Below are 26781 nucleotides of genomic sequence, written 5' to 3' on the forward strand. Positions count from 1 at the left end.
GGCTACTTCTCGGTAGAGCGGGCGAGCATCTTCTCGGCCACCTTGCGGGAGTCCACCTTGTAGCTGCCGGCTTTCACCTGCTCCTTGATGGCGGCCACCCGCTGGGCCTGTTCGGCCTGGCGGGCCTGCACCTCGGCGTCGACCTGGCCGGAGATCTCCACCGTGTCGCCGGCCGGTTTCCCGGTGTCGCTCTTCTTCCGGGCGGTGGCGGTGGGCGCCGGCTGATTCACCTGCTGGATCGGTGCGGTGTGGGGGGCATCGTTCGTTATCTTCATCGCAGCCTCTCGATTAATGGAAGGAGTTTACCCATCTCATGGTAGACGTTTTTCCCACAATCTTACAGTGTTTTTTGTCTCATAGACCCTCTTCCCACGCCTCGTCCGCTTCGCCTTCGCTACCCTTTGCTTTCCTCCCAAGCCACGCCGGCAGCGGGTTCGCGCCCTCGGTCCCCCACCGCCCCCTTTCACATTGGAACCGGATTATCTGATTGACATTAAAAATATCTAAGTTATTTTTGGAGAAGGCCTTTGCTGTATACATCGCACCCACACCGGGACCACATGGAAGCTACCAGAGAGATCTACTGGAACGTCGGCCATGGCGCAACCGGCCCGATGTACTGCCTGGCGGCCGTCGCCCTGGCCCTTTGCGGCTGGGGATTCTGGCGGCGCGTCCCGGTATACCGGCTGGGGAGGCCCCTTGACCGGCTGGACCGCCTGCCGGAGCGGATCGGAATCTGGCTAAAGGCCTCCTTCGCCCAGACCAGGGTCCTCCTGGTCAGGCTCCCGGGCACCCTGCACGCGCTCTTCTTCTGGGGATTTCTCCTCCTGTTCATCGGGACCCTGCTGGTCATGCTGCAGGCGGACTTCACCGATCCCCTCTTCTCGGTGCGCTTTCTCAGGGGGCCCTTTTACCTGGTGTTCAAGGTGGTCCTCAATACCGCCGGGATCGCCGCCATCGCCACCTTGCTCGGCTTCGCGATCAGGCGGTATGTCTTCACCCCGATGAACCTGCAGACCGGCAAGGATGACTACCTGAGCCACCTGCTCCTCTTCGCCATCCTGATCACCGGTTTCTGGCTGGAAGGTGCGCGCATGGCCGCCACCGAGCTAAGGAGCAACCCCGCCATCGCCCCCTTCTCCTTCGGCGGGCTGGCGATCGCCAAGCTCCTCGACGGGTGGGACGTTCCCCGCCTCCGCTCCCTGCACCGCGCCCTCTGGTGGTTCCATCTCGGCGTCTCCATGGCATTCATCGCCCTGATCCCGGTGACCAAGCTGCGCCACCTCTTCCTGACCGGGGTCAATTACCTCTTCACCGACCTGCGTCCCAAGGGGGCCATCGAGTTCCCCGGTGACGAGGTGCGGGGGGCACTGGCCAACTACGAGGTGAACGGCAACCCCTTCGGCATGGCCTACGCCCGGCGGGGCGACTGGGCCGAGGGGCTCGAGGTGGCGGTGCTGGGGGAGGGGGAGCCGGCGGATCTCCTCTACTTCGTCGGCTGCTACGCCTCCTTCGACCGGAGAAACCAGGCGGTCGCCCGCGCCTTCGCCCGCATCTGCTCGGCGGCCGGCATCCGGCTGGCCATCCTGGGGAAGGAGGAGACCTGCTGCGGCGAGCCTCCCCGAAAGCTCGGCAACGAGTACCTCTACCAGCAGATGGCCCGCGCGAACATAGAGAAGATGCAGGCCCACGGCGTCACCAAGGTGGTGGCCACCTGCCCCCACTGTTACAACACCCTGGTGCGCGACTACCGCGATCTCGGCTTCACCGCCGAGGTCGAGCACCACTCCACCTTCCTGCTGCGGCTTTTGGACGAGGGGCGGCTTAAGGTGCGGCCGGAGGATCTCGCCTGCACCTACCACGACTCCTGCTACCTCGCCCGCTACCGGGACATCGGTGCCGAGCCCAGGGCGGTACTCGCCCGCTCGGGAGCCCGCATCACCGAGATGGCGCACAAAGGCCGGGAGACCTTCTGCTGCGGAGGGGGGGGCGGAAGGGTGCTGGCCGAGGAGAGGGTAGGTGCCCGCATCAGTGAGATCCGTATTGCGATGGCCGCGGCTACCGGAGAGCCGGTCCTGGTAGCCAACTGCCCGTTCTGCCTGACGCTATTCGAGGACGGCATCAAGACCGGCGGATTTGAAGGGAGAGTGAGGGCCAGGGACCTGGCCGAGGTGGTGGCCGAGCGGCTGCCGGCGGTTTCCTGAGCCATAACCAAAGGGGGACATCATGCCACAGGTGACCTACACCCATTCGTTCGGGGCAGTCAGTTGGTCGATCGTGCTGCTTATCATCGCGCTGATCTTCCTGGTCGTATTCCTCTTCACCCGCAAGAGAGGTAAGCCGCCCCATGTGGACAGCAAGGCGGGGGACGAGGGGGAGGACTAGCTGCCGGAAGGGGAGCGCTACGGGAGACAGAGCATGGACAGGGAGCTCACGGTAAATGCGGACTGGGTGCGCGATCAGCTTAAGGGGGATACGCCGCTCTGCCTGGTCGAGGTCCGGCACGCCGGCGACCTCGATCTGGCGGTCATGAAGGCGAGGGGGGCGCTCCGGATGGACAGCGGCGAGCTGACCTCCCGCCTGGAGGAGATTCCCAAGGACCGGACGGTGGTGGTCTATACCACCGCTCCCTGCGATACCCCGGCCGAGCGGCTGGTGGATCTCTTGGCGGGGGCCGGGAGTGTGCGGCCCCGGCTGCTCAGGGGGGGCTTCAAGGCCTACCTGAGCGCGGGGCTCCCGGTCGAGGAGATCGGCGAGGGAAGGAACATGACCCGGCTGCGGGGGTACTGAGCCGGGGCGCCGTTCACGATGCCGGTCACGAGGTTGACAGCGGATGGAAAACCGCTACCATTAAGCGTAATTAATTTAAGGCCAATGAGCGGTTTTTAACCCAGAGGTGGCCGCAGCCGGTCACGTTCCGCAAAACGGGACGAGCGCGTTGCCCGGCGGGCGGCTCAAAATCACCGGGGAGCCTTCCAGGAGGCTCTACCACCAAGGAGGGAAAAGGGACATGAAAAAGACCACGTGGATGTTGGCGGTACTCTTTATGCTGGCGCTGGCAGGGATCGCCCACGCCGGCGAACGGGCGGGAGCGGTCTCCATCTCCCCCTACATCGGAGGCTTTGTCTTCGATGATGACGACGTCAACGGTCAGCAGGCCCTCAAGCGCAACCGCCCGATCTACGGCCTCCGGCTCGGCTACGACCTCACCGACAGCTTCGAGGCCGAACTGGTCGGCGCCTACACCCGGGCCGAGTTCAACAACAATGATAGCCACTTCAACGTCTGGGCCTACCACCTGGACCTTTTGTACAACCTGATGCCCCAGTCCACCGTGGTTCCCTACCTGGCGGTCGGCGGCGGGGGGATCACCTACGAGTACCCGGGGGTGCATGAAGGTACCACCGACGGTACCCTCAACGGCGGCCTCGGCTTCAAGTTCTTCTTCACCGACGACCTGGCCCTGCGGCTCGACGGACGCTACATCGTCGACTTCAGCTACAAGCGGCTGGACAACTGGGAATACTCCGCCGGCCTCACCTTCGTCTTCGGCGGCGCCAAGCCGGCCGCCGAGGAAGTCACCCAGCCCGCCGCCGCGCCGGCGCAGCCGACTCCTCCGCCGCCGGCGCCGCCCGCCGGCGAGGCCCCGCTGGCACCGGTCCCGGCCGCCGAGCCGACCCCGGGTCACTACAAGTACTGCGTGACGCTCCACATCGAGTTCGACATCGACCGCGCCCTCATCCGCCCCGAGTACCGTGACGAGATCGCCAAGGTCGGCGACTTCATGAAAAAATATCCCTCCACCACCGCCGTCATCGAAGGGCACACCGACAACGTCGGCACCTACGAGCACAACATGGATCTCTCCCAGCGCCGCGCCCAGGCGGTGGTCGACTACCTGGTCGCCAACTTCGGCATCGACCGCTCCCGCCTGACCGCCCGCGGCTACGGCTTCTCGCGGCCGGTCGCCGACAACGCCACCGACGAAGGGAAGCAGAAGAACCGCCGCATCGAGGCGATCATCGACTGCGCCTTCGACGTGAACAAGCTCGAGCCCCCCGAGAAGCTCTGCATGACCCTGGTGATGGACTTCGACACCGGCAAGGCCGACGTGAAGCCCGAGTACCGTAACGAGATCGCCAAGGTCGCCCAGTACATGAAGCAGTACCCGACCACCACCGCTGTCATCGAGGGGCACACCGACAACGTCGGCAATCCGGACGAGAACATGAAACTCTCCCAGGAGCGGGCCGAGAACGTGGTCAACTACCTGGTCGACAACTTCGGCATCGAGCGCTCCCGCCTCTCCGCCAAGGGGTACGGCGCCACCCGCCGCATCGCCTACAACAACACCCCCGAGGGGAGAGCCGCCAACCGCAGGATCAACGCGGTGATCGACTGCGTGATCAAGAGGTAGTCCGGCCGGGTCATCAGGTGGGGTGATCCGGTCGGCAACGTGGAGGGGGCCATCCCCCCCTCCACCTTCTTAATGAGCCGGCGGCCTACCAAGCACGTTGCCAAACAGCGGCCCATAGCGATATGGGCCATTTTTTTACCCGGGAGGGGAGGGGCCCGTCCTGGTTCTCATTATCCTGATATACTAGCCATGAGCCTCTCATTACCATTGCCGCTTCCGTCCCGCGGGCCCTCCCTGGCCCCGGGGGGCCGGCCGGCACACGAGGAGGGACAGATGAAGGAGACCAGGTTGACCTTGCCGCAGTTGTCGATAATAGCCGCCACCAGGGCCGTCTTGGGAGGAGGGATCGGCCTGCTGGTGGCCGACCGGCTCACCGACCGGGAACGGAAGATGGCCGGGTGGATGCTGTTCCTCGCCGGGGTGGTGAGCACCATCCCGCTCGGCCGCATGGTGCTCTCGCACCGCATCCCCAAGGAGCGGTAGCGGGGGGGCTTGCTGCGGCCTCCATCACCTTCAAGCTTGGGAGGATACCCGGATGCTAAAACGTAAACTCGGTCAGCAGGGGCTGGAAGTCTCCGCCCTGGGTCTTGGCTGCATGGGGATGTCCTACGCCTACGGCCACCCCGACGATTCCGCCTCGGTCAAGGTGCTCCGCCGGGCCCTGGAGCTGGGGATCACCTTCTGGGACACCGCCGAGATGTACGGCCCCTTCACCAACGAGGAGCTCCTCGGTCGGGTGCTCAAGGAGTATCCCCGCCAGCGGGTCACCGTGGCCACCAAGTTCGCCTGGCGCTTCGGCCCCCGCGGCGAACCGCTGGAGCTCGACAGCAGCCCGGCCCACATCCGCCGCTCCCTCGAAGGGTCGCTGAAAAGGCTCGGCACCGACTACATCGATCTCTACTATCAGCACCGGCTCGACCCCAAGGTCCCCATCGAGGAGACGGTGGGGGCGCTTAGCGAGCTGGTCACGGAGGGGAAGGTCCGCTACATCGGCCTCTCCGAAGTGGGGCCGGGGATCGTGCGCCGCGCCCATGGAGTCCACCCCCTGACCGCGGTGCAGTCGGAGTTTTCCCTCTGGGAGCGGGGGGTGGAGACCACCCTCTTTCCGACCCTGCGGGAGCTGGGGATCGGCTTCGTTGCCTATAGCCCGATGGGGCGCGGCTTTCTCACCGGGAAGATCCAGAGCGCGAACGATCTCGAGGCGGACGACTGGCGCCGGAAGAACCCCCGCTTCCAGCCGGAAAACATCCGCCACAACCTGGAGCTCGTGTCGGTGATCCGGGAGATCGCCACCTCCCACGCCGCCACTCCGGCGCAGGTGGCGCTCGCCTGGGTGCTCAGGAAAGGGAGCGACATCGTCCCCATCCCCGGCACGAAGAGGGTCCGCTACCTCGAGGAGAACGCCGACTCGGTCGGGATCCTCCTCCCCGGTGACGCCTGGGCCGCCATCGACAAGGCCGCGGCCTCCTTCCGGGTGGCCGGAGAGCGCTACCCCGAGGAGGCCATGCAGTACATCGACACCACCGAATGATTACCGCCTCGCACCTTGCAGGAAGGAGCTTTGCATGACCTCACCCACCAGCCACGAGAGTATCGACCGCCTCTGTATCGACACACTCCGTTTTCTCGCCGTTGACGCCGTCCAGAAGGCCAACAGCGGCCATCCCGGCCTCCCGCTGGGAGCAGCCCCCATGGCCTACCTCCTCTGGAGCCGCTTTCTAAAGCACAACCCCGCCGACCCCGGGTGGTGGGACCGCGACCGCTTCATCCTCTCCGCCGGCCACGGTTCCATGCTCCTCTACGGCCTTTTGCACCTTTCCGGCTACCAACTCTCCCTGGAGGAGATCAAGCGGTTCCGCCAGTGGGGAAGCGAGACGCCGGGGCATCCCGAGCGGGGGGTGACCCCGGGGGTGGAGGTCACCACCGGCCCCCTGGGGCAGGGGGTAGGCAACGCGGTCGGGATGGCCATCGCCGAGGCCCACCTGGCCGCCCGCTACAACCGCCCCGGCTTCCCGGTCGTCGACCACTACTGCTACGTTTTGGCGAGCGACGGCGACCTGATGGAGGGGGTGGCCTCCGAGGCGGCCTCGCTGGCCGGCCACCTGAGGCTCGGCAAGCTGATCTGCCTCTACGACGACAACCGGGTCTCGCTGGCCGCCTCCACCGATCTCTGCTTTACCGAGGACCGCGGCGCCCGCTTCCGCGCCTACGGCTGGCAGGTCCTCGAGGTGGCCGTAGGCAACGACGTCGAGGACATCGCTTCGGCCCTCGCCGCGGCCCGCGACGACCGGGAGCATCCCTCCCTGATCATGGTCCGCACCCACCTCGGGTACGGCTCTCCCGGCAAGCAGGACTCCTTCGAGGCCCACGGCTCCCCCCTCGGTGTCGAGGAGGTGCGGCGCACCAAGGAGGCGCTGGGGTGGCCGGTGGAGCCCCCCTTCCTCATCCCGGAGCTCGCCCTCACCCGCTACCGCGAGGCGCTGGTGAAGGGGGGGAATGCCCAGCGAAAGTGGGAGGAGACCCTCTCCCGCTACCGCGACGCCCATCCCGACCTCGCCTGCGAGTTCACCCGGGTGATGAGCGGCGAGCTCCCGGCAGGGTGGGAGGCGGCCCTCCCGGTCTTTGCCCCCGATGCTAAGGGGATGGCCACCCGGGTCGCCGCCGGCAAGGTGCTGAACGCCCTGGCCGAGAGGCTTCCCGAGATCGTGGGGGGCTCGGCCGACCTCAACCCCTCCACCTTCACCGCCATGAAGGATAGGGGGGACTTCGAGAGCGCCCGCCTCACCGCCGGCGACCGCCAGGGGTCCGTCGGGGGGGCGTGGGGACCCGCCGGGGCCAACCTCCACTTCGGGGTGCGCGAGCACGCCATGGGGTCGGCGGCCAACGGCATGGCCGCCCACGGCGGGGTGATCCCCTTCGGCGCCACCTTCCTCACCTTCTCCGACTACCTGAGGCCGACCCTGCGGCTCGCCGCCCTTGCCCGGCTCAAGGTGGTCCAGCTCTTTACCCACGACAGCATCGGGCTCGGCGAGGACGGGCCGACCCACCAGCCGATCGAGCAGCTGGCGAGCCTCAGGGCGATCCCGCACCTGGTGACGCTAAGGCCGGGCGACGCCAACGAGTGCGCCTTCGCCTGGCAGGCCGCCCTCACCGTCGAGCGCCGCCCGGTGGCGCTGGTCCTCTCCCGCCAGGGGGTTCCCACCCTCGACCGCGGCAAGCTGGCCGGCGCCGAGGGGGTGCTGAAGGGGGGGTACGTGCTCGCCGAAGCCCAGGGAGGGAGCCCGCGGCTCATCCTGATCGCCACCGGCTCCGAGCTCCACCTCGCGGTCGCCGCGGCCAAGCGCCTGCAGGGGGAGGGGATCCCGGTCCGGGTGGTCTCGCTCCCGTCGTGGGAGCTCTTCGACGAGCAGCCCCAAGAGTACCGGGACGCGGTCCTCCCCCCGGCGGTCACCGCCCGGCTCGCCATCGAGGCGGGATCCCCGCAGGGGTGGCACCGCTACGTGGGGCTCGACGGGTCCGTCCTCGGGATCGAGCGTTTCGGAGCCTCGGCACCGGGCGAGGTGGTGATGCGGGAGTACGGCTTCACGGTCGAGAACGTGGCGGCCCGGGCCCGTGAGCTCCTCAAGCGCCAGGGAGGGTGATCATGCGGATCGGGGTGGCCACCGACCATGGCGGTTTCTCTCTGAAGGAGTCCCTCTTAGCCGAGCTCTGCGCCCAGGGGCACCAGGTCACCGACTTCGGCGCCTTCTCGCTCGATCCCGGCGACGACTACCCCGACTTCGTCATTCCCCTGGCCCGCGCGGTGGCCTCCGGGGAGATCGAGCGGGGGATCGCCATCTGCTCGAGCGGGGTAGGGGCCTCCATCGCCGCCAACAAGGTCCCCGGGGTCCGGGGCGCCCTCATCCACGACGACTTCTCGGCCTCCCAGGGGGTCGAGGATGACGACCTCAACGTGATCTGCCTCGGGAGCCGGGTGGTGGACGAAAGCCGCGCCCTCGCCCTGGTCTCCCGTTTCCTGGCCGCCCGCTTCAGCGGCGCCGAACGGCACCGTCGCCGTCTCGCCAAGGTGGCCGCACTCGAGAGGGAGGTGTCATCGCCATGAAAGGGAATCCTCTTCTCAAACTGCAGGGCTTCGGCCAGAGCGTCTGGCTGGACTTTTTGAGCCGCGGCCTTTTGGTCTCGGGAGAGCTGGTCTCCCTCATCCAGCAGGACGGGGTGAGCGGGGTGACCTCCAATCCGGCCATCTTCGAGAAGGCAATCGCCCACGGCTCGGAGTACGACCGCGCCATCACCGAGCTCTCCCGCGAGGGGAAATCGGCCGCGGAGATCTACGAGACCCTGGTGGTGGAAGACATCCGCATGACCGCCGACCTCCTTTTGCCGCTCTACCAGCGGCTCGAAGGGCGCGACGGCTTCGTGAGCCTCGAGGTCTCCCCCCTGCTCGCCCACGACGCCGAGAAGACCATCGAGGAGGCGCGCCGGCTCTGGCAGCGGGTGGACCGTCCCAACCTCTTCATCAAGGTCCCCGGCACCGAGGAGGGGCTCACCGCCATCGGCGAGCTGATCCGGGAGGGGATCAACGTCAACGTGACGCTGCTGTTCGGGCTTGCGCGCTACCGGGCGGTGGTGGAGTCGTACCTGGACGGGCTGTCGGCCCGCGCCTCCCACAGCCTCCCCTTGGAGAAGGTATCCTCGGTGGCGAGCTTCTTTTTAAGCCGCATCGACGTGGTGGTGGATCCCCTGCTGGACCGGTTGATCGAGGAGGGGGGGCGCCGGGGCGAGATCGCGCTGTCGCTTAGGGGGCAGACCGCCATCGCCTGCGCCAAGCTCGCCCGGCAGATCTACCGCGAGACCCTCTCCGACGACCGCTACCTCGCCCTGGCCGGCCGCGGGGCGCGTCCCCAGCGGGTGCTCTGGGCCAGCACCGGGGTCAAGGATCCCGCCTTCACGGACGTCAAGTACGTCGAACCGCTGATCGGCCCCGACACCATCAACACCATGCCGATGGAGACCCTGGTCGCCTACCGGGACCACGGCGATCCCTCGCCGCGGCTCGACCAGGGGGGGGCGGAGGCGATGCAGGTCCTGGAGCGGCTCCCCGAGCTGGGGATCGATATCGACCAGGTCACCAGGCAGCTCGAGGACGAGGGGGTGGAGAAATTCAGGCGCCCCTTCGAATCGCTCGCCGCGGTGCTGGAGGAGAAGCGCCAGGCCGCCTTGAAGTAGGAGTAGGGGGCGGGCTTCGCCAACGCCGGTCCCCGGTACAGGCAGGGGGTGGCACGGAGCCGGTCCCGGCACAGACAGGGGCGTGGCAAGGAGCCGGCGCCCAGCACGGTCAGGGGCCCGGCAGCCTGCCGGCCCGGTAGAGAAACGGACAACTCGGGAGGGTACGGATGCAAGTCGGAATGGTCGGTCTCGGGAGGATGGGAAGCGAAATGGCGCGGCGCCTGATGGCGGGCGGTCACCGGGTGGTGGTCTTCGACCTCTACCCTGCCTCGGTGGAGGCCCTGGTTAAGTCGGGTGCCACCGGCGTCACCAACCTGGCGGAGCTAGTGAAGAGGCTCGAGAAGCCCCGGGCCCTCTGGCTGATGCTTCCCGCCGCGGTGGTGGGGGAGACCCTGGCCTCCCTCATCCCGCTCCTCGAGCCCGGGGACGTGGTGGTCGACGGCGGGAACTCCCATTTCCACGACGACCTCAGACGCTCGGCCCGGTTGAGGGAGCGGGGAATCCACTACCTGGACGTCGGGACCAGCGGCGGCATCTGGGGACGGGAGCGGGGATACTGCCTGATGATCGGCGGCGATCCCGAGGCGGTGGCGAGGCTTGAGCCGCTCTTCGCCACCCTCGCCCCCGGCGAGTCGGCCCTCCCGCGTACTCCGGGAAGGGAAGGGGAGCCTGCCGCCGGCGAAAAGGGGTACCTCCACTGCGGCCCCTCCGGCGCCGGCCACTTCGTCAAGATGATCCACAACGGGATCGAGTACGGGATGATGGCCTCGCTGGCCGAGGGGTTCAACATCCTCGAGCAGGCCGACGCCGGCACCAGGCCGCGGGCGGCCGACGCCGAGACGGCACCCCTTCGCCACCCCGAGTACTACCGCTACCAGTTCGACCTCCCCGCCATCGCCGAACTCTGGCGCCGGGGAAGCGTCATCTCCTCCTGGCTCCTCGACCTTAGCGCCTCCTCCCTGCTGCAGAGCCCCGACCTCGCCCAATTCACCGGGAGCGTGGCCGATTCCGGTGAAGGGCGCTGGACGCTGACCGCCGCCATCGACGAAGGGGCCCCGGCCCACGTGCTGAGCGCGGCGGTCTTCAACCGGTTCGTCTCCCGGGGCCAGGGTGACTTCGCCGACCGCCTCCTCTCCGCCATGCGGGCAGGTTTCGGCGGCCATGCCGGGAAACCGGCGCCCGCCGATGGGGAGGCGCCATGACCCTCACCCCTTCCGATGCCTTCGTCTTTTTCGGCTCCACCGGCGACCTCGCCTACAAGCAGATCTTTCCCGCCCTCCAGGGGCTGGCGGCCAGGGGGCACTTCGACGTGCCGCTCGTCTGCGTCGCGCGCTCGGGATGGAACGTGGAGCGGCTCAAGGAGCGGATCCGCGACAGCCTCGCACACCGCGGGGGGATCAACGAGGAGGCCTTCCAAAAACTCGCCGGCAGGCTTGCCTACGTCGACGGCGACTACGGCGATCCCGCCACCTACCAGAATCTCTGCACCGCGCTCGGGGAGAGCGCCCGTCCCCTCTACTACCTGGCCATCCCCCCCAGCATGTTCGCCACCGTGGTCCAGGGGCTTGCCGGTACCGGCTGCCTGCGGGAGCCGCGGGTGGTGGTCGAAAAGCCGTTCGGCCGCGACCTCGCCTCCGCCCGGGAGCTCAACCGCGTCCTCCACTCCGCCTTCCCCGACCCCGCCATCTTCCGGATCGACCACTTCCTCGGCAAGGAGCCGGTGCAGAACATCTACTACACCCGCTTCGCCAATTCCATCCTGGAGCCGCTTTGGAACCGCAACTACATCTCCTCGGTGCAGATCACCATGGCCGAGGAGTTCGGGGTGAACGGGCGCGGGAAGTTCTACGAGGAGGCGGGGGCGGTGCGCGACGTCCTGCAGAACCACCTCCTGGAGATCGTCGCCTACCTTGCCATGGACCCCTCGGCCGGGGACCATCCGGACGCCATCCGCGAGGAGAGCGCCCGGCTTTTGAGCGCCGTCAAACCCCTGGACCCCGCCCACGTGGTGCGGGGGCAGTTCCGGGGTTACCGCTCCGAGCCGGGGGTGGCACCCGATTCCCCCGTGGAGACCTTCGTCGCCGTCCGGCTCTTCATCGACAGCTGGCGCTGGGCCGGGGTTCCCTTCTACATCCGGGCCGGCAAGTGCCTCCCGGTCACCTCCACCACGGTGACCGTTTCCTTCAAAAGGCCCCCCAGGGAGACCTTCGGGGAGATCGTTCCCGCCTTCTCCAACCACCTCCGTTTCCGGTTGAGCCCGGACGTGCTGATCGGCCTCGGCATCAGGGTGAAGGTCCCCGGGGAGCGGAGGGTGGGGGAGGACGTCGAGCTGGTGGCCGCCCAGAGCGAGGGGGACGCCATGCCCCCCTACGAGCGACTTTTGGGGGACGCCATGCGGGGGGATCCCTCCCTTTTCGCCTCCGAGGGGGCGGTCGAGGCGCAGTGGCGCATCGTCGACCCCATCCTCGGCAACGTCACCCCCCTTTATTTCTACGACCAGGGAAGCTGGGGGCCCGCCGAAGCCGACCAGGTCATCGCCCAGGACGGCAGCTGGTACAACCCCTCGCGGGTGGAGCCGGCCGCCTGTCCCCCCGCCGGAAGGTAACCGATGCTGACGGTCTATCGCGACAAGGAGGCCCTGAGCCGGGCCGCGGCCACCATTTTTGCCGAAGCTGCCCGGTTGGCGGCACGCAAGAAGGGGCGTTTCAACGTGCTTCTTTCCGGGGGGGAGACGCCGCTTCGCTGCTACCGGCTGTTGGGGGAGGAGCCGTGGCGGGGATCGGTCCCGTGGGAGGCGGTGCAGCTCTTCTGGGGCGACGAGCGCCATGTGCCGTACGGCGACTCGCGCAGCAACTTCGGGACCTTCCAGCGTACCGTGCAGGATCGTTGGCCGGTAGGCGACCGCCAGCTCCACCCGGTCCCCTTCCGGGACTCCGCCGAGGCCTCAGCCCGTGCCTACGAGGAGGAGCTGAGAGGGGAGCTCAAAGCTGCCAAGCCCGCCTTCGACCTCGTTTTCCTGGGGCTGGGGGCCGACGGCCACACCGCCTCCCTTTTCCCGGGGAGCCCGGCGGTGGAGGAGAGCTCCCGGCTGGTCACCGCGCTCTTTCTGCCGGAGCAGGAGCTCTTCCGGGTTACCGTCACCCTGCCGCTCTTGAACGAGGCGGAGCTGGTCGTCTTCCTGGTCACCGGCGGCGACAAGGCCGCCATCCTGCATCGGGTGCTGGCTCCCGGGGACGGGGTCCCTCCGCTTCCGGCGAGCCTCGTTCACCCCCGCCAGGGAGCGGTGCGCTGGCTGGTCGACCGGGATGCCGCCCGCCAGCTGACCAGTCCGCCCACTGCCGCCGGTACGCCAGGCGGGACGGGAGCCAAGGGGGAGGGTAGCCAAAGGCCATGACCTACCGTGAACTCAAAGCGGCGCTGGCCGTCTTCGGCCTCGAAGAGCGGGCCTCGCTGGCCGAGATCAAGAGCCGGCACCGGGAGCTGGTGAAGCGGTACCATCCCGACACCGGCCATGGTGGGGACGACCCCGCCCAGATCCGCAAGATCAACACCGCCTACCAGGTGCTGATGGAGTACCTCCAGTCGTATCGTTTCTCGTTTTCTGAGCAGGAATTCTACGAACAGAACGCTGACGAGCGTCTGCGTCGCCAGTTCATGGACGACATGCTATGGGGAGGCGGACGCGTACGGGAGGAGCCCGATGCTTAACTGCGAAATCGCCATGAGAGCCGCTGAGACCGTCATCGACCACCTGCTGAAGGGGGGCCAGCCGAACGAGGCGCAACTTCACCGCTGCATGGAGCTTCTCAAGGTGGGACTCCAGGAGGTGGCCCGTCCGCACATCGCCTGGGGAAAGGGGAACATCCAGATCATCAGGGAAAGGTGGCCCGAGCAGCGCTGCGCACAGGCGCTCGACTACGTCAGGCAGGAATTGGTGGCGCGGTCGGCGGAGGCGGGTGAGAACATCCTCGAGGAACTTTTGGACCGGTACGAGCGGTCACACCCGCTGCCGGGGGAGGCCAAAGGGCAGAACCACTGATACTACTGCTTCTCCGCCCCCTGGTTCTCCTGGGGAGGAGGCTCTTCGGGGAGCGGACGGAGGGTTTCGCAAAAGGAGTTGCAGCCGTCGGTTCTCTGGATGCAGTCGACGTCGCGGGCCTTCTGGGCCGCCGGGTCGTCGCCCTGGGTGGCGTTCATGCAGTCGTAGCTTTCCTGGGCGCAGCGTGCCCGGCACTCCAGGTAGTCCTCGGCGAACAGTTCGGCGGGCTGGACCGCCAAAAACGGCACCAGGGCCAGGAAAGCGAGCGCGGTTTTCATGGCTTTCTCCTTGAGGATCGGATGCGATTGTTTGGTTGACCCAAACGCGGTGTGTTCCTGAAAGGGTACCATCGAAAGGTCCGGTAACAAGGCTTGGGCGGCACCGGTTTCGGCGGCCCTGCGGCGTGTGGAATTTTTCTCCGGCCGTCGGAAAGTTTTCCAACTCTGTCAAAATAATGTCGAAATCGCCCAACCAGCCCGAAAAGTGCATAAAAAAAAACCGCTACGATCCATCGCGGTCATCCATGCGGCTCCGCAATCCACATTTAGGTGGAAAACCCTGTGGATAACTTTCTGTTCCTGGTCCCTATCTGTCCCAATCAGGTGACATTTTAACTTTTTGCCTAAAATTTGTGCAAATAGCACCGTCAAAAATCCAGCATTTCAAAACCGTTTTTTACGTAATGGGGTTCCCTCGTGAGGAACCAAGCGGCATCCCCGGTTCCCTGGGGAGATCGTGGCGATCAATCGCGGTTTCCGCGGAGGAAATTTGGTCCGGTGGAAAAAGTGACGGAGGTCTGGTGCGGGAAAAAACGGGAGGTGGCGATGACCGAAGAGATCAGCACCCTGGCATCGAGGCAGTGCCAACCGTGTGAGGGGGGGACGCCGCCGCTGGCGGGTGACCGGGTGGCCGAACTGCTGGGGGAGCTGCCGGGGTGGGAGCTGCGGGGGACGGCGATCAGCAAGGAGTTCGACTTCAAGAACTACTACCAGACCATCTCCTTCGTCAACGCGGTGGCCTGGATTGCCAACGGCCAGGGGCATCATCCCGACCTGGAGGTCTCCTATCGCCGCTGCCGGGTGAGCTTTGTCACCCACGCCATCGCCGGGCTCTCCGAAAACGACTTCATCTGCGCGGCCAAGGTGGAGGCGCTCTTCGGCTGGTAGAGGGGCGGACAAGGAGAACGTCATGCATGACTGGAACGTGGTGGTAACCGTTCACGACGAAGGGTACGGCAAGGCGCAGCGGATCCTCGAGCATTACGGCACGGTCAGCGCGATCGATTACTTCAACATCCTGGTCATGCGGGTCCCCGATCCCCGCTGGATGCTCGATCGTCTCCACCGGGACGGCGAGCGGGACGACGAGCTGTTGGCCCCGCTGTCGCGGGTGATGCCGGTCTACGAGACCTTCTCCTTCCAGGAGCCTCACGAGTTCGAGGCCAAGGCGCGCCAGGCGGCCGGGGCGTGGCTGACCGGCCTGGAGGGGAAATCCTTTCACGTGCGGATGCACCGGCGGGGCTTCAAGGGGAGACTCTCCACCATGGAGGAGGAGCGCTTCCTCGACAGCTATCTGCTGGAGACCCTTGAGATGTCGGGAAACCCGGGGAGCATAACCTTCGACGACCCCGACGCCATCATCGCGGTGGAAACCATCGGCCCCCGCGCCGGGCTCTCGCTCTGGACACGCGAGGAGCTCGGGCGCTATCCGCTTTTGCACATGGACTGAATACGGCGGCCGGTCGGCGCTCAGCCGCGTAGGCGTTCATCGCTGGCATCGTCTTCCGGTACGGCAGGGTAGGTTAGGCGGTTCCCGTCGACGGCGGCAAGGGGGGAGAGGTGGTGGGGCTTGAGTGTTCCCGAGGGGAAGACATCGATCACCTCGACGCCGCGGATGAGCAGGGCGTCGCCGATCAGCGAGCGGTGGCAGCGCCAGGGAACCGCCTCGGCGCACATGATGGCCACCGTCCGCTTCCCGGCCCAGGCGATGAGCTCCTCGAGCCCTGCTGCGAACTCGGGGGTCTGCATGTAGTCGGCGAAGCCGCGGAAGGAGGCATTGTGCCACCCCGCGTTGCGGGGATCGTCCTTCACGTGGCGGCGCAGTCCCCCCAGTTCCTTGAGATGCAGGTACTTTATCCGGCGAACCCTCAGGTACGGGCTTAGTGTCTCCTTGTTGAACTGCGGGTTGTGCAGCGAGCGCGGGATGGTCCTTACGTCGGCGACCATGTCGACCCCGGTCTCCCTCAGCAACTCGACAAAGGTTTCCAGCTCCATCGTCGAGTGTCCCACCTTGTAGATCACCCGCCGCGCCGAGTCCGGTTCCTTTGCCGCGTACTCCTTTTCCCTCCGGGGGTGTTGGGCCATGGTACACCTCCCTCCGCGACTTTCGTCGTCCCAGCCACATTGTACCGCCGTTACCGGTTCCCCGGCACCGGGGAGTTTCCCCGCCCGTAGCGAGCGGGAGCGGGGGGAACGCCGCCCGTTGCCGACCGGGGGCTTGCTTCGCTTTCCCGGCCGGCCACGGTGAATCTGCGGGGGCTATTCCCACTCGAAGGCGGCCATGGAAAGTGCGCCGTAGGTGTAGCCGTCGTGAAGGAGATCTCCTTTCTCCCCGGCACCCATGGCGGCGAAGATCGGGAGGAAGTGCTCGGGGGTGGGGTGGTTGCGGATGGCCTGCGGTGCCTGCCGCTGGTAGTCGAGGAGCTCGTCCCGCCGGTCGTTTATCACCGCATCTTTCAGCCACTCCGTGAACTCCCTGGCGTAGGGGAGGGGCGCCTCGTCAAGGGCCCTGCCGAAGAAATCCCGCAGGTTGTGGGTGGCTGCCCCGCTGGCCAGTATGAGGATCCCTTCCTCACGTAAGGGCGCCAGCGCCTTGCCGATGGCGAGATGGTGATCAGGCCCAAGGTGCGGTTGGACCGAGAGCTGGATCACCGGGATGTCGGCCTCCGGATACATCAGCATGAGCGGCGCCCATGCCCCGTGATCGTAGCCTCGCGAGCTGTCCTTGCCCCCGGTGATCCCCTTCTGGCCCATAAGGGAAAGAACTTTCCCGGCCAAAAGCGGGTCCCCCGGGGCCGGGTAGACGAGGGTGTACAGTTCATCCGCGAAGCCGCCGAAGTCGTAGATGGTGTCCGGGTGCGGGTTTATGGTGACCCGCGGTTCGGCGGTGGTCCAATGGGCCGACACCGATACGATCCCTTTGGGGCGGCCGATCTCTTTCCCGAGCCCGCGCAGAAAGTCGCGAGTCGGGCAATCCTCGACGATCAGGCTCGGTGCGCCGTGTGAAACGAAGATGGCTGGCATTTTCCCCGACATGTGTTCCTCCTCGTCCCGTTTTTCCGACGGGAGCTTTTCCTACCTGAACAGGTTTACCCGCGGCGCCAGGGGAAGGTACTCTTTCTGGCGGGGCGCATCGACCGGTTTGCCGAACGGCATCTGGGCGATCAGTTTCCATCCCGGATCGATCCTCCAGGTGGCCTTGACCGCGTCGTCGATGACCGGGTTGTAGTGCTGGAGCGAGGCGCCCCAGCCTTCCGCTTCGAGGGCGGTCCAGACGGCGTACTGCAACATCCCCGACGACTGCTGGGACCAGAGAGGGAAGTTGTCCCGGTAGAGCGGGAAGCGCTGCTGGAGCCCCTCGACCACCGCGCAGTCCTCGAAGTAAAGAATGGAGCCGTAGCCGCTTCTGAAGGCTCCGTCGATCTTCTCCTCGGTGGCCCGGAAACTGTCGGCCGGCACGATCTTCCTCAACTCGTCCTTGGTCAGGTCCCAAAGCCTCCGGTGCTGTTCCCCCAAGAGGACCACCACCCGGGCGCTTTGTGAGTTGAACGAGGAGGGAACGTGCTTCACCGCCTCGTTAACGATCTCCTCGATTCTCTCGTCCCTGGTGACCTGCTCGTTGCTGATTGCGTAGTGACTTCTTCTATTGCGAATGGCATCCCAGTACAATGCGTTCATAGTGACATCCTCCTCTGTTTGTGACTATCGAATCTCTTTTCCGCTCTCTTTTTGAGCTACCGCTCTCTTCTCCAGGCTGCGCAGCAGGTGGTAGGAGATTCCCCACAGTGGTTGCCGTTTACCGACATCAACCGCCGGGAATGTCCTCAACCGGTCACGGAAGACGCGGCGCACCTCGGTCAAGCGCGCGGGATTGCTGATCTCGTCCACGGGAAACCAGAAGGCGTCGGCGATTTCCTCGGGATCGGGAGTCAACGCGGACCGATGGTCGATGGCGTACACGAAACTGGAGACCACGATCTTCAGCCCGGCGGGGGCGAAGTCGCTCAGCCGTCCGAGGTAGCGGGCGGACGCCAGGTCGAGGCCGGTTTCTTCGCGGGTTTCCCGTCGCGCGGTCTGCTGGGGGCAATCGTCCACCGTCTCTTTTCTCCCCCCCGGGAAGGCGATCTGCCCCGACCAGTAGTCGTTTTCGTTGGTGGCGCGTTCGATGAAAAGGAGGTTCAACCCCTTGGCCGTCTCCTCGAGGACCAGGGCTACCGCCGCATGGGCGCGCTCCCCCGGTTCGATGGTCCGGTAGGGGTGGGCATCGAGTCCCTTTTGTATCCGCTGAAGCCGTCTCATGGCTTTACCCTGCACCGCAGGGGCCGGGAGGATCGCTCCCCCCGGCCACCTCCCGTTTGCTTACTTCCTGATCATTTCCGCTTCCAGGGTGATGGTGACCTCGTCGCCGACAGCTACCCCGCCGGTCTCGAGGGCGGCGTTCCAGACCAGGCCGAAATCCTTGCGGTTGATCTTGGCGGTGGCGGTGGCGCCTTTGCGGATGTTACCCCACGGGTCCTTGCTCTCGGCCGACGGCCCTTCCACGTCCAGGACGACTTCCTTGGTAATGCCGTGCAGGGTCAGGTAGCCGGTCACTTTCAGCTTGTTCTTCCCTGCCTTGGCCACCTTCTTGGAGACGAAGGTCATGGTCGGGTACTTGGCGACGTCGAAGAAGTCCGCGCTTCTCAGGTGGGCGTCACGCTTCTGGACGTTGGTGTTGATCGAGTTGGTGTCGATGCTCACCTGGACGGTCGACTTGGTGACGTCCTTGTCGTTGATGTCGATGGTGCCGGTGAACCTCTCGAAGTTCCCCTTCACGTTGGAGACCATCAGGTGACGGACCTTGAAGCCGACGTTGGAGTGGTCGGGGTCGAGAGTCCAGGTGGAGGCGAGGGCGAGGCCCGGGATGGAGAGGGCGATCAGGGCGGCGATGGATGCGATGGTGCGTTTCATTGTTAGGCTCCTTTCCTTTTAAGGTTGGATGGTTTAATGTCGAAGTTATTGGGCAAAAAAACTCGTCTCTGCTAGCTTGCTTCCGGTACTCCTCCTTTCAGACCCAGCTTCTTGCATAGTTCTCCCAGCGTTTCCTGCTCCTGATCGCTCAGGATGGACATCTCGGCGACGATGGCCGCCTCTACCTCGCCAAAGACCCTGGAGATCAGGTCCGTGCCCGGCTCGGTCAGGTGGATGGTCAGGAAACGGCGGTCTTCGGTGTCGCGTACCCGGCGGACCAGGCCGCTTTTTTCCAGGTTGTCGATCACCAGCGTCATGTTGCCGGTGCTCTTGAGAATCTTGGCGGCGATGTCCCGTTGGCAGAGCGGCCCCTTGTGAAAGAGCGCCTCCAGTACCCCGAACTGGCTCACGGTGAGGTTGGCTCCCGCCATCACCCGGCTGGTCCGGGCGGTGACCGATTCGGCTGCCCTCATCAGCTTGGTGTAGGTATTAAGGGCGCGGTATGTTGAACTCTGCTTGGCCATCGTCAGCCTCTTTGCTTGACGTCATATCGTTTGATATAAAACTATCTCTCTCCGGGATGGTTGTCAACACGTTTTTTTAGCGGGGGAGTTTTCTCTCCGTATCCCGTTCCATTGGCGAGTATTGACATAGCATTTGGCGGAGTTAACCTTGAGTCAAACGGTCTCTGTTATTAATGCATTATCCTCGCCGCACCGGTTGGCTCAGGCGCTACCTACTGCGGGTAGTGTCTCAAAGACGGCTGTCATAGGGGGCACCCCCTTCCTTTCATCCACCGCAGCGTTTCCACCTCATTCACCATTTTCCAGACCAAATCATTCCGTGTGACTGGCACCACGTTTCGGTAGTGTCCGCTGTGCCTTTCTTGTCGGACCGCAGTGGCCGGGCACGGCTTCGCTCTTGAACGTGAGTACAGGCTGCAAGCCGCGGAGGTGCGAGATGAGACGGTTAGCGTATGAGGTTTGCTTGCTGCTCGTGACAGCAATTTTCGTGGCAGGATGTGGCAGTGGGGGAGGGGGAGGGGGAGGCGCTGCCGCCGGAACACCGGCCATCACCTACTCTGGACTCACCACGCCGGCCATGGTGACCTCCGCCAACGCCGGCCATTTCTTCGCCATCATCTGGAACGGCGGCGCTTCCGCCCAGGGACCGGCCGAGGCCAAGGCTGCCACGGGTGCCAAGGGTGCCACGGCTGCCACGGCTGCCACACGCGCGGCTCCCGCCGGCAGACCCGGGGAGGCCATCGCCTCTCTGGCCGGGAAAACAATCCGCCAGCAGTGGCGCTCCGCCAAGGTGATCCCGGCGGGCTGGCACAGCATCAGGAATGCCGTCCCCATCAACGAGACGGTTCCGGGAATGGTGAGCGGTACCTTGCAGATCACCGGGAGCATCGACGACAGCACGGGCACCGGCCGCCTTTCGATGTCCTACCGGCAGTTCAACGATGGCGACGGTTACACCTACGATGGAGTTACCGTGGTGGTGATCAACGCCTATAATCCGGCACTCGGGGCGATCAGTGACGGCACCCTCACCACCGATCTGCTGAGAGCCAGTTCGGCCACCACCGATATCTCCATCAGCGGAACGCTCAGGATGCAGGTCGACCAGCTCAGCAGCACGCAGACCTTGACCTTCAACCTGAGCGGCCAGGACAACCTCGCCCAGGAGGGATTCAGGTTCGAGAATTTTATCCAGACCGCTACCTTCGACAACTGGTGGAATCCAGGCTCGGTATCGGAAACCCTGCAGGGGCGATGCTATCTCTCGAGCTTCGGGTATGTGGACGTCAGCACCCTCGTCGCCTACCTCTATAGCGACGTCAGGTCCTATCCCGGTTCGGGCGGCCCGCTGATGATGCGGGGGGCACAGAATTCCAGTGCCAGGATAACGCCGCTTTCCGCGACCTTCATCAAGCTCGAGGTCGATGCCGACGGCAACGACGCCTACGAGTCGAAATACTCCTATGCCTGGAACGATCTCGATGGCGGCCCGGTGATCGCCCCCCCGACTGCCGCCGCCGGGCCGGACCTGTCGGTGGGAACCGGCGACACCGTGACCCTGGACGGGGGAGGGAGTAGCGACATCCTCGCCTACCCGATCACCTTCAACTGGACCATCACCTCCAAGCCGCCGGGAAGCACGGCCGCCTTCGACAACCCCGCCTCAGCGACCCCGTCGTTCTTCGTTGACCTCCCGGGGACCTACACCGTTACCCTGGTGGTCAACAACGGACTCGTCGACGGCGCTCCCGACCAGGTGGTCATTACCGCCACCGGCCCCCCCAACTCCAACCTCTTCAGGGCCTACGTCAAATTCCCGGTCGGCTCGGATCCCCGCTCCATCGCCATCGGCGACGTAAACGGCGACGGCAGAAACGACGTGGTGCTGGCAACGAGCTCATATTTCGATCCCGACAACGATTACAAGATCTTCGTCTTCCCGCAGAATTCGGCAGGCGGGTTCGACGCGCCGGTCAAGTACCCGGGCGGCAACGGGAATTCCATTGCGGTGGCGGACCTGAACAACGACGGCAGGCAGGATGTCGTCTTCACCACCGACAACGGTATCGGGGTCATGTACCAGAACGCGGCCGGTACCCTGGACCCGATGGTCTTCTACGCCTCCAATCACCAAAGCTTCAGCAACGCCTACAAGCTCAAGACCGGCGACTTCAACCATGACGGCAGGACCGACGTGGTCTCGATCGATTGGGGAACGCAGTCCCAGGACGTGGACGTCTACCTCCAAAACGGCGGCGGGACCCTCAACACCCCCGTCTCCTACACGGTGACCCACGGAGGGTGGGACAAGCTCGCGGTGGGGGACGTCAACGGCGACGGGATGACCGACATCGTGGTGATGAGCGGACAGTTACTGCTCCCGAACGTCGGCGTCCTCATCCAGCGTGCCGACGGAACCTTCGACCCGGCTGTCTACCATTCAGTGGGGGGCAACGAACTCACCACCGGGGTCGCCGTCGGCGACGTCAACGGCGATTCCTTGCAGGAGATCGCGGTCGTCTACGGAGGAAACGCCGGCCGGCTCGCCATCTTCCCGCAGAACTCGGACACCGTCTTCGTCTATCCCAGCTATGACAGTCCGGATGCCATGGCGGTTGCCGATCTCAACGCCGACGCAAGAAACGACATCGCCGTCATTCACACCGGGTGGAACAAGGTCGGCGTCTACCTCCAGAACGCTGCCGGAACGCTTGGGACCGAGGAGCTCTATCCCTTGCCCTATGCCCCCCGCGACCTCGCCATCGGCGACGTCAACGGCGACGGCCGCCCCGACCTCGTCATCCCCGCCTTCGGTGACGGCCTGGTGGTTCTCTATCACCGCTGACCTCTGAAACGCCGCCGGCCTCCTGCCCTGGTCCCGGTGACCGTGACCGTGACCCAGGCAGGAGGCCGGCGACCGCCTCTGTTTTCTCCGGGAGCTAAGGCGACGGTGCCACATTCGTTGGCACTTGCCTCGTCAGCTCAGGGGATTTTCGCGATGTACTCCATCGCTTCATCCTGGCGCAAAGCTCGCCGTTTCGGCCACTTCTGGCTGATCACCCTTTTCCGTATCCTGATTGGCATGCGTTATGTAATAGGGTAAAGAGCGTATCGGGTGCCGCGCGGGCGACGTTGCCGGTGTGGGGTGGACAGGGATTGTCTTGGGCTCTGCTTTCGAAAGCAGTGCCCCGCTTTGACTGAGGAAGCTGGCCAGCAGCGGTGCTGGCCCTCAAAGAGGCCAAGACCGGTGTTTTTCATCCGGTCCGGAAAGAGACAGTACTGTCGATCCGAAAGGAGAACCCCATGAAAGTCGCATTTTCAACCTCCACCGGCATCCTCGTCGATGAGGAGTTCAGGAATTCACGCAGCTTCACCGTCTGGCACATCGGGCCCCGCGAGGCCTATTTCGTCAACCAGGTCACCATCGAACCCGAGGCGGCCACCGAGGAGGGGAGGCTCGCCGCCCGGGCCACCGTCCTCGCCGACTGCGCCATCGTCTGCAGCAGGCACATCAACGTCCCCGCCGCCGCCAAGCTGGCCGCCCGGGGGATCCACCCGATGAGAACCGGCTCCCCGGTGCAGGTGGAGGAGGTCATCGGTAAGTTGCAGTCAATCTTGAGGGGAACCCCTCCTCCCTGGATGGGCAGGGCGGATTCGCGGGAGCGCTCGAGATAGGGCGGGCCGTAGGGCACCAAGACGAAGGGGACATCGATGGCGATGTCCCCTTTGCCGTTTCAGTGGCTGCCCTTCATCCCGTCACAACGACGGCGGGCGGATCTCCACGATGCTCAGGTTGTACATGTGGTCGGTAGGCGCGGTGTCGTTGATGATGACCGCGGTACCGGCCGCCTGCGTGGTGGTGTTCTGGCGCTGCACCCAGTAGGTGTCCTGCGTGGCGGCCGAGACGAACTGGTGCACCATGGTCTGCCCGGTTCCCAGGGTCCTGCTGACCGCACCTGTCCAGTCGTTGCCGGTCCCGAAGACCCAGGAGTTCGCCCGGGTGGTTACCAGGGTGGCGGTTGGCCCTCCGGAGGACGCACTGCCGCCGGCGACCGCTCCGATGGCGTCGGCGCCCTGGGCGGTGCCGGTGAAGGATAGCACGGTGAGCGAGCGCGAGGAGACGTTCTGGCTGAGGGTGGCGGTCACCGTCCCGGAGAAGGTGCCGGTCGCGTAGGCCCACCAGATTTCGGCGGTCCCGAACTGGGCATTGGTGACCACGGCGCGGGTCCAGGTGAGCGGAGTCCCGTTGTTGCTGACCCCGGTGACCGTCGTGTTGGTCCCGCTGCCGGTGGAGCTCGAGGTGACGAAGGCGACCAGCAACTCGTTGGCGGAAGAGGTGGTCAGCGTCGGCGAGGTGACGGTGCTGCCGGTGGTCCCCAGGTCCTGGGAAACGGCGGCGTCGATGGCTATGCTCGGCAAGGCGCTCACGGTGATGGAGAGGGCGGTGCCGATGACGGTCCCGCTCCCGTCTTTGAGCTGGACCGTGAAATTGCTCGTGCCGGGTGAGGAGGGGACCCCCGAGATGACGCCGGTCGACGGATTTAGGGTCAGGCCGGCGGGGAGGGAGCCGGTGGTCACCGACCAGGTGTAGGGAGAGGTCCCGCCGGTGCCGAGCAGGGGCTGGTGGTAGGAGGCGCCGACCGAAGTCGAGGGGAGCGAGGTGGTGGTGATGGTCAACGCGTGGTCCCTGGTCGGAATGGGGTCGCTGGGGCCGGGGATCTGCTGGTAAGGCCCGTTGGGGACCCGCTGCCATACCCTGATGTAGTCGAGGTACATGTAGTTCGGGAAGACCGTGTTGCCGTCGGGCTGCCCGCCCCAGTATCCGCCGATGGCGAGGTTGGCGATCAGGTACATGGGGATGGCGGGGACGTTGGGATTGCCGGTGATGCCGTAGACCGGCTCTCCGTCGAGATACCAGACGATGGAGCCGGGCTCCCAATCCACCGCGTAGACATGGAAGCCGGTCCTCGTGAGGTCGGGGCCGGTGAAGGTTTCCGTGATACTCTCGGGGCTTGAGCTCGTGCCGTAATGCAGCGACATGTACAGGATGCTCGGCGACGAGGAGAGCACCTCCATGATGTCGATCTCCGGCGGCCACTGGCCGTTGACCGGCAACAGCCAGAAGGCCGGCCAGAAACCGTTCCCGCTCGGCAGGCTCGCCCGCATTTCGAAGTATCCGTAGGTCTGGGAGAAGACCATTGAGTTGTTGATCTCGCCGGAGGTGTAGTTGTAGGTGCGGCCGTCGGGGAGCGTACGGGTCTCGCGGGCGGCGATGATCTTCAAAAGGCCGCTCCCCTCCACGAAGGCGTCGTCGGCGTATCCCTGGAGCTCGCCGCTGTCGGTGTAGTTGCGGATCCCTCCCGGGTAGGTGGTCATCCAGGTGGAGGTGTCGAGGGAGCTCCCGTTGAACTCGTCACTGAAGGTGAGCTGCCATCCCGTCTGGGTGATGGCAACCGCCGCGCTCCTGCCGAGGGAGACGTTCCCCGCCCCATCCTTGGCCCAGCCGTAAAGGGTCTTGTTCCCGGCGGTGGCGAAGGTGTAGCTCGTAGGAGCGCTGCCGCTCCATCCGGCGGCGGTCGGCGAGGGGGGGGTGGCGCTTTCGTTCACCAGGTATCCGGTCACCCTGACGTTGTCGGTGGCGATCAGCGATATGCCGGTGACGGTAAGCGATCCGGAGGTCGAGGGGGCAGTGAAGGAGGAGATCACCGGGGGGGTGAGATCGACGATGACGCTGCCGCTTCTGCTGTTCGAGACATTCCCCGCAGTGTCCCTCGCCCACGCGTAGAGGACCTTGGTCCCGGCGGTGGTGAAGGTGTAGCTGGTGGGGGAGGTGGACCGCCAGCCGCTGGCGCCTGCGGAGGGGCGGAAAGAGGTCTCGGTCAGCATGTAGCCGTTCACGCGGTACCTGCTGGTGGCGGTGACGACGATCCCGGTGACGGTGAGGGAGCCGGAATAGGCGGGGAGGGAAAAGGAGGTGACTCTGACGTTGGACATCGCCAGCGGAGCCGAGACCGCCGTCGTGACCGCTCCCCCGACCAGACCAATGCAGAGCAGCACCAGGGCGGTAATTACCGGCAAGAGGTGAAGGGGACTTGCTGATTTCCTGCGTGCGCGCGTTTCGGCCAGCTGTCGCATGGACGAACCTCCTTGAAAATGGGGCTACCGGGTGCAGTGCCAATCAGTTTCGGAGGTGTTGAATCGGTACGTGGTGCTTTTAGGAAAGTAATGGAATGGTAAATGGAGGATTAGACCGAGGAGCTTGGAAAGGAATTCAGGACGTACAATAGATGAGATTCGCGGTGCATGGCACAATCGCAGTCATAGAATTAGCCTGCTGAGTGTCAATTTTTACAAAGGCGTCGTTGCGAACCCTCTCGGACTGTCATTGCGACAAGGGTATCACCGGCTCATCCAGTTTCAAGGCTGTGCCGCTGTTTCCTGGCGAGAAAAATTATCCTTGGGAGAGCAGCGTCCTCACTGCCTGGTAGATCTCACGTGCTTCGAAGGGCTTTTTGACGACCGCCTTGGCGCCGACCTTCACGACCGCATCGGTGTCGCTTGCGCAGTCCGAGGCGCTGCTGGTGATGATGTTGGCGTTTTTGTCGAGGGCCATGATCTCCCTGGTGGCGTCGATGCCGTTTTTCTCCGGCATGTAGAGGTCCATGATCGTAATGTGCGGGCGGTGGGTGAGGTACTGCCGCACGGCCTCCCGCCCATCGGCCGCCTCGGCGACTACCGTGAAGCCGATGGTATCTATGGTTTGCCGTAAGGAACTGCGGAAGAAAGCCTCGTCATCAACAATCAAAACGCGTACGTCTTTGAGAGCCATGAAAAATCTCCATCCTTTGCCATTACGTACCTTCGGGCCGGTCCACGAACCTCGACGGACTGGAGTTGCAGGCGGCCACACTGGCAATGTCGCAGATAATTACCTCGTAACGCCGGGATCCATACAATCTATTGGTCTCTTCGATATTCCAGGTCCTGCATATAACACAGCGTCAAAGCAAATTCAAATATATTTAGTATCGCATACTGATTAAATAAAACTAAATATAGGGAGGCCTTCCTGTTTAATGCTCATGACTGAGCAGGTGTGACTGTGTACTCAAAGCTCTGTGTCCACTTCGACCCGCCATCTCCACCGTCACTGCCCGAGTAGGAATAGGTGAATTGCAGGATTTCCCCGGGCTCGACGAGGAGGGGGAGTCTTACGGTAACCTGATTAGCGCCAATCTTCCGCTAGGCGTAACCACCGCTCTGGTCGGCTGCCAGTCCGGGCAGCGGCAGCAGCGAGGCGGGGAAGCATAGCAGCAAGATCGAAACGACGGTTAAAGCGGTACTGAT

Annotated in this window: 28 protein-coding genes and 1 pseudogene; 18 read left to right on the forward strand and 11 right to left on the reverse strand. The window is 64.9% G+C overall.

Going from position 1 to position 26781, the window contains the following annotated elements:
* Window positions 1-2: 2 nt before the first annotated feature.
* A complete protein-coding gene (gene flgM / locus ACYVL5_RS09965; protein ID WP_460595415.1) occupies window positions 3-275 on the reverse strand; it encodes a flagellar biosynthesis anti-sigma factor FlgM in 273 nt (90 codons plus the stop codon).
* 285 nt (window positions 276-560) lie between these two features.
* On the opposite strand from flgM, the gene ACYVL5_RS09970 reads away from it, so the two are divergent.
* The 14 genes from ACYVL5_RS09970 (at window position 561) to ACYVL5_RS10035 (ending at window position 13682) form a co-directional block, all read left to right on the forward strand.
* Window positions 561-2204, forward strand: coding sequence for a heterodisulfide reductase-related iron-sulfur binding cluster (locus ACYVL5_RS09970; RefSeq protein ID WP_460595416.1), 1644 nt, complete (start codon window positions 561-563; stop codon window positions 2202-2204).
* Window positions 2205-2226: 22 nt separating this feature from the next.
* Window positions 2227-2385, forward strand: a complete 159-nt coding sequence (locus ACYVL5_RS09975; RefSeq protein ID WP_460595417.1) for a hypothetical protein — start codon at window positions 2227-2229, stop codon at window positions 2383-2385.
* A 33-nt stretch (window positions 2386-2418) separates the two neighbouring features.
* A complete protein-coding gene (locus tag ACYVL5_RS09980; RefSeq protein WP_460595418.1) occupies window positions 2419-2790 on the forward strand; it encodes a rhodanese-like domain-containing protein in 372 nt (123 codons plus the stop codon).
* Between the two features lie 220 nt (window positions 2791-3010).
* Window positions 3011-4417 carry an OmpA family protein gene (locus ACYVL5_RS09985; RefSeq protein WP_460595419.1) on the forward strand — a complete coding sequence of 469 codons (1407 nt, stop codon included), beginning with the start codon at window positions 3011-3013 and terminating at the stop codon, window positions 4415-4417.
* A gap of 273 nt (window positions 4418-4690) precedes the next feature.
* Window positions 4691-4900, forward strand: a complete 210-nt coding sequence (locus tag ACYVL5_RS09990) for a hypothetical protein (protein WP_460595420.1) — start codon at window positions 4691-4693, stop codon at window positions 4898-4900.
* A 52-nt stretch (window positions 4901-4952) separates the two neighbouring features.
* Window positions 4953-5948 carry an aldo/keto reductase gene (locus tag ACYVL5_RS09995; RefSeq protein ID WP_460595421.1) on the forward strand — a complete coding sequence of 332 codons (996 nt, stop codon included), beginning with the start codon at window positions 4953-4955 and terminating at the stop codon, window positions 5946-5948.
* A gap of 34 nt (window positions 5949-5982) precedes the next feature.
* Complete coding sequence (gene tkt / locus ACYVL5_RS10000) at window positions 5983-8058, forward strand: transketolase family protein (protein WP_460595422.1); 2076 nt, start codon at window positions 5983-5985, stop codon at window positions 8056-8058.
* 2 nt (window positions 8059-8060) lie between these two features.
* A complete protein-coding gene (locus tag ACYVL5_RS10005; RefSeq protein WP_460595423.1) occupies window positions 8061-8519 on the forward strand; it encodes an RpiB/LacA/LacB family sugar-phosphate isomerase in 459 nt (152 codons plus the stop codon).
* Entirely contained in the window at window positions 8516-9643 is a 1128-nt protein-coding gene (gene tal / locus ACYVL5_RS10010) for a transaldolase (RefSeq protein WP_460595424.1), read from the forward strand. The genes ACYVL5_RS10005 and tal overlap by 4 nt, the downstream gene beginning before the upstream one ends.
* 167 nt (window positions 9644-9810) lie before the next feature.
* Window positions 9811-10845 carry an NADP(+)-dependent, decarboxylating phosphogluconate dehydrogenase gene (gene gnd / locus ACYVL5_RS10015; protein ID WP_460595425.1) on the forward strand — a complete coding sequence of 345 codons (1035 nt, stop codon included), beginning with the start codon at window positions 9811-9813 and terminating at the stop codon, window positions 10843-10845.
* Window positions 10842-12248 carry a glucose-6-phosphate dehydrogenase gene (gene zwf / locus ACYVL5_RS10020; RefSeq protein ID WP_460595426.1) on the forward strand — a complete coding sequence of 469 codons (1407 nt, stop codon included), beginning with the start codon at window positions 10842-10844 and terminating at the stop codon, window positions 12246-12248. Before gnd ends, zwf begins: the two co-directional genes overlap by 4 nt.
* Before the next feature lie 3 nt (window positions 12249-12251).
* Window positions 12252-13037 carry a 6-phosphogluconolactonase gene (gene pgl / locus ACYVL5_RS10025; RefSeq protein WP_460595427.1) on the forward strand — a complete coding sequence of 262 codons (786 nt, stop codon included), beginning with the start codon at window positions 12252-12254 and terminating at the stop codon, window positions 13035-13037.
* Window positions 13034-13351: a J domain-containing protein gene (locus tag ACYVL5_RS10030; protein WP_460595428.1), complete on the forward strand. Its 318-nt coding sequence runs from the start codon at window positions 13034-13036 to the stop codon at window positions 13349-13351. Before pgl ends, ACYVL5_RS10030 begins: the two co-directional genes overlap by 4 nt.
* A complete protein-coding gene (locus ACYVL5_RS10035; RefSeq protein ID WP_460595429.1) occupies window positions 13344-13682 on the forward strand; it encodes a hypothetical protein in 339 nt (112 codons plus the stop codon). Before ACYVL5_RS10030 ends, ACYVL5_RS10035 begins: the two co-directional genes overlap by 8 nt.
* A 2-nt stretch (window positions 13683-13684) precedes the next feature.
* On the opposite strand, the gene ACYVL5_RS10040 is transcribed toward ACYVL5_RS10035, so the two are convergent.
* Window positions 13685-13960: a hypothetical protein gene (locus ACYVL5_RS10040; protein WP_460595430.1), complete on the reverse strand. Its 276-nt coding sequence runs from the start codon at window positions 13958-13960 to the stop codon at window positions 13685-13687.
* Window positions 13961-14458: 498 nt separating this feature from the next.
* On the opposite strand from ACYVL5_RS10040, the gene ACYVL5_RS10045 reads away from it, so the two are divergent.
* On the forward strand, window positions 14459-14848 hold the full coding sequence (locus ACYVL5_RS10045; RefSeq protein WP_460595431.1) for a 4a-hydroxytetrahydrobiopterin dehydratase: 390 nt from the start codon (window positions 14459-14461) through the stop codon (window positions 14846-14848).
* 22 nt (window positions 14849-14870) lie between these two features.
* Complete coding sequence (locus ACYVL5_RS10050; RefSeq protein WP_460595432.1) at window positions 14871-15410, forward strand: hypothetical protein; 540 nt, start codon at window positions 14871-14873, stop codon at window positions 15408-15410.
* Between the two features lie 20 nt (window positions 15411-15430).
* Here the strand turns inward: ACYVL5_RS10050 and ACYVL5_RS10055 are convergent, their stop codons facing one another.
* The 6 genes from ACYVL5_RS10055 to ACYVL5_RS10080 all read right to left on the reverse strand — a co-directional run bounded on the left by ACYVL5_RS10055 (window position 15431) and on the right by ACYVL5_RS10080 (window position 19434).
* Complete coding sequence (locus ACYVL5_RS10055; RefSeq protein WP_460595433.1) at window positions 15431-16045, reverse strand: DUF488 domain-containing protein; 615 nt, start codon at window positions 16043-16045, stop codon at window positions 15431-15433.
* A 174-nt stretch (window positions 16046-16219) separates the two neighbouring features.
* Window positions 16220-16996 carry a DODA-type extradiol aromatic ring-opening family dioxygenase gene (locus ACYVL5_RS10060; protein ID WP_460595434.1) on the reverse strand — a complete coding sequence of 259 codons (777 nt, stop codon included), beginning with the start codon at window positions 16994-16996 and terminating at the stop codon, window positions 16220-16222.
* A 39-nt stretch (window positions 16997-17035) separates the two neighbouring features.
* Entirely contained in the window at window positions 17036-17638 is a 603-nt protein-coding gene (locus tag ACYVL5_RS10065) for a nitroreductase family protein (protein ID WP_460595435.1), read from the reverse strand.
* A 24-nt stretch (window positions 17639-17662) separates the two neighbouring features.
* On the reverse strand, window positions 17663-18259 hold the full coding sequence (locus ACYVL5_RS10070; protein WP_460595436.1) for an NUDIX hydrolase: 597 nt from the start codon (window positions 18257-18259) through the stop codon (window positions 17663-17665).
* Between the two features lie 60 nt (window positions 18260-18319).
* Complete coding sequence (locus tag ACYVL5_RS10075) at window positions 18320-18910, reverse strand: YceI family protein (RefSeq protein ID WP_460595437.1); 591 nt, start codon at window positions 18908-18910, stop codon at window positions 18320-18322.
* A gap of 71 nt (window positions 18911-18981) precedes the next feature.
* The gene (locus ACYVL5_RS10080) at window positions 18982-19434 is read right to left on the reverse strand and encodes a MarR family winged helix-turn-helix transcriptional regulator (protein WP_460595438.1); all 453 of its coding nucleotides are present in this window, start codon (window positions 19432-19434) and stop codon (window positions 18982-18984) included.
* A gap of 472 nt (window positions 19435-19906) precedes the next feature.
* Here ACYVL5_RS10080 and ACYVL5_RS10085 point away from each other — a divergent pair, with 472 nt between their 5' ends.
* Window positions 19907-22279: an FG-GAP repeat domain-containing protein gene (locus ACYVL5_RS10085; protein WP_460595444.1), complete on the forward strand. Its 2373-nt coding sequence runs from the start codon at window positions 19907-19909 to the stop codon at window positions 22277-22279.
* A 458-nt stretch (window positions 22280-22737) separates the two neighbouring features.
* Window positions 22738-23109, forward strand: coding sequence for a NifB/NifX family molybdenum-iron cluster-binding protein (locus ACYVL5_RS10090; RefSeq protein ID WP_460595439.1), 372 nt, complete (start codon window positions 22738-22740; stop codon window positions 23107-23109).
* 81 nt (window positions 23110-23190) lie between these two features.
* On the opposite strand, the gene ACYVL5_RS10095 is transcribed toward ACYVL5_RS10090, so the two are convergent.
* The 3 genes and pseudogenes from ACYVL5_RS10095 to ACYVL5_RS10105 form a co-directional block, all read right to left on the reverse strand.
* Window positions 23191-25569 (reverse strand): family 16 glycosylhydrolase, encoded by a 2379-nt coding sequence (locus tag ACYVL5_RS10095; protein ID WP_460595440.1) that lies wholly within the window; start codon window positions 25567-25569, stop codon window positions 23191-23193.
* 316 nt (window positions 25570-25885) lie between these two features.
* The gene (locus ACYVL5_RS10100) at window positions 25886-26263 is read right to left on the reverse strand and encodes a response regulator (protein ID WP_460595441.1); all 378 of its coding nucleotides are present in this window, start codon (window positions 26261-26263) and stop codon (window positions 25886-25888) included.
* Window positions 26264-26659: 396 nt separating this feature from the next.
* Window positions 26660-26781 (reverse strand): annotated as a pseudogene (locus ACYVL5_RS10105) (IS1595 family transposase); the annotation flags it as partial.

The sequence above is a fragment of the Geomonas sp. Red276 genome (assembly GCF_054784495.1).

Bases quoted from the DNA above. Each gene is read 5' to 3' on its own strand.
- flgM (WP_460595415.1), bottom strand. From the start codon at position 275: ATGAAGATAACGAACGATGCCCCCCACACCGCACCGATCCAGCAGGTG.
- ACYVL5_RS09970 (WP_460595416.1), top strand. From the start codon at position 561: ATGGAAGCTACCAGAGAGATCTACTGGAACGTCGGCCATGGCGCAACC.
- ACYVL5_RS09975 (WP_460595417.1), top strand. From the start codon at position 2,227: ATGCCACAGGTGACCTACACCCATTCGTTCGGGGCAGTCAGTTGGTCG.
- ACYVL5_RS09980 (WP_460595418.1), top strand. From the start codon at position 2,419: ATGGACAGGGAGCTCACGGTAAATGCGGACTGGGTGCGCGATCAGCTT.
- ACYVL5_RS09985 (WP_460595419.1), top strand. From the start codon at position 3,011: ATGAAAAAGACCACGTGGATGTTGGCGGTACTCTTTATGCTGGCGCTG.
- ACYVL5_RS09990 (WP_460595420.1), top strand. From the start codon at position 4,691: ATGAAGGAGACCAGGTTGACCTTGCCGCAGTTGTCGATAATAGCCGCC.
- ACYVL5_RS09995 (WP_460595421.1), top strand. From the start codon at position 4,953: ATGCTAAAACGTAAACTCGGTCAGCAGGGGCTGGAAGTCTCCGCCCTG.
- tkt (WP_460595422.1), top strand. From the start codon at position 5,983: ATGACCTCACCCACCAGCCACGAGAGTATCGACCGCCTCTGTATCGAC.
- ACYVL5_RS10005 (WP_460595423.1), top strand. From the start codon at position 8,061: ATGCGGATCGGGGTGGCCACCGACCATGGCGGTTTCTCTCTGAAGGAG.
- tal (WP_460595424.1), top strand. From the start codon at position 8,516: ATGAAAGGGAATCCTCTTCTCAAACTGCAGGGCTTCGGCCAGAGCGTC.
- gnd (WP_460595425.1), top strand. From the start codon at position 9,811: ATGCAAGTCGGAATGGTCGGTCTCGGGAGGATGGGAAGCGAAATGGCG.
- zwf (WP_460595426.1), top strand. From the start codon at position 10,842: ATGACCCTCACCCCTTCCGATGCCTTCGTCTTTTTCGGCTCCACCGGC.
- pgl (WP_460595427.1), top strand. From the start codon at position 12,252: ATGCTGACGGTCTATCGCGACAAGGAGGCCCTGAGCCGGGCCGCGGCC.
- ACYVL5_RS10030 (WP_460595428.1), top strand. From the start codon at position 13,034: ATGACCTACCGTGAACTCAAAGCGGCGCTGGCCGTCTTCGGCCTCGAA.
- ACYVL5_RS10035 (WP_460595429.1), top strand. From the start codon at position 13,344: ATGCTTAACTGCGAAATCGCCATGAGAGCCGCTGAGACCGTCATCGAC.
- ACYVL5_RS10040 (WP_460595430.1), bottom strand. From the start codon at position 13,960: ATGAAAACCGCGCTCGCTTTCCTGGCCCTGGTGCCGTTTTTGGCGGTC.
- ACYVL5_RS10050 (WP_460595432.1), top strand. From the start codon at position 14,871: ATGCATGACTGGAACGTGGTGGTAACCGTTCACGACGAAGGGTACGGC.
- ACYVL5_RS10055 (WP_460595433.1), bottom strand. From the start codon at position 16,045: ATGGCCCAACACCCCCGGAGGGAAAAGGAGTACGCGGCAAAGGAACCG.
- ACYVL5_RS10060 (WP_460595434.1), bottom strand. From the start codon at position 16,996: ATGTCGGGGAAAATGCCAGCCATCTTCGTTTCACACGGCGCACCGAGC.
- ACYVL5_RS10065 (WP_460595435.1), bottom strand. From the start codon at position 17,638: ATGAACGCATTGTACTGGGATGCCATTCGCAATAGAAGAAGTCACTAC.
- ACYVL5_RS10070 (WP_460595436.1), bottom strand. From the start codon at position 18,259: ATGAGACGGCTTCAGCGGATACAAAAGGGACTCGATGCCCACCCCTAC.
- ACYVL5_RS10075 (WP_460595437.1), bottom strand. From the start codon at position 18,910: ATGAAACGCACCATCGCATCCATCGCCGCCCTGATCGCCCTCTCCATC.
- ACYVL5_RS10080 (WP_460595438.1), bottom strand. From the start codon at position 19,434: ATGGCCAAGCAGAGTTCAACATACCGCGCCCTTAATACCTACACCAAG.
- ACYVL5_RS10090 (WP_460595439.1), top strand. From the start codon at position 22,738: ATGAAAGTCGCATTTTCAACCTCCACCGGCATCCTCGTCGATGAGGAG.
- ACYVL5_RS10095 (WP_460595440.1), bottom strand. From the start codon at position 25,569: ATGCGACAGCTGGCCGAAACGCGCGCACGCAGGAAATCAGCAAGTCCC.
- ACYVL5_RS10100 (WP_460595441.1), bottom strand. From the start codon at position 26,263: ATGGCTCTCAAAGACGTACGCGTTTTGATTGTTGATGACGAGGCTTTC.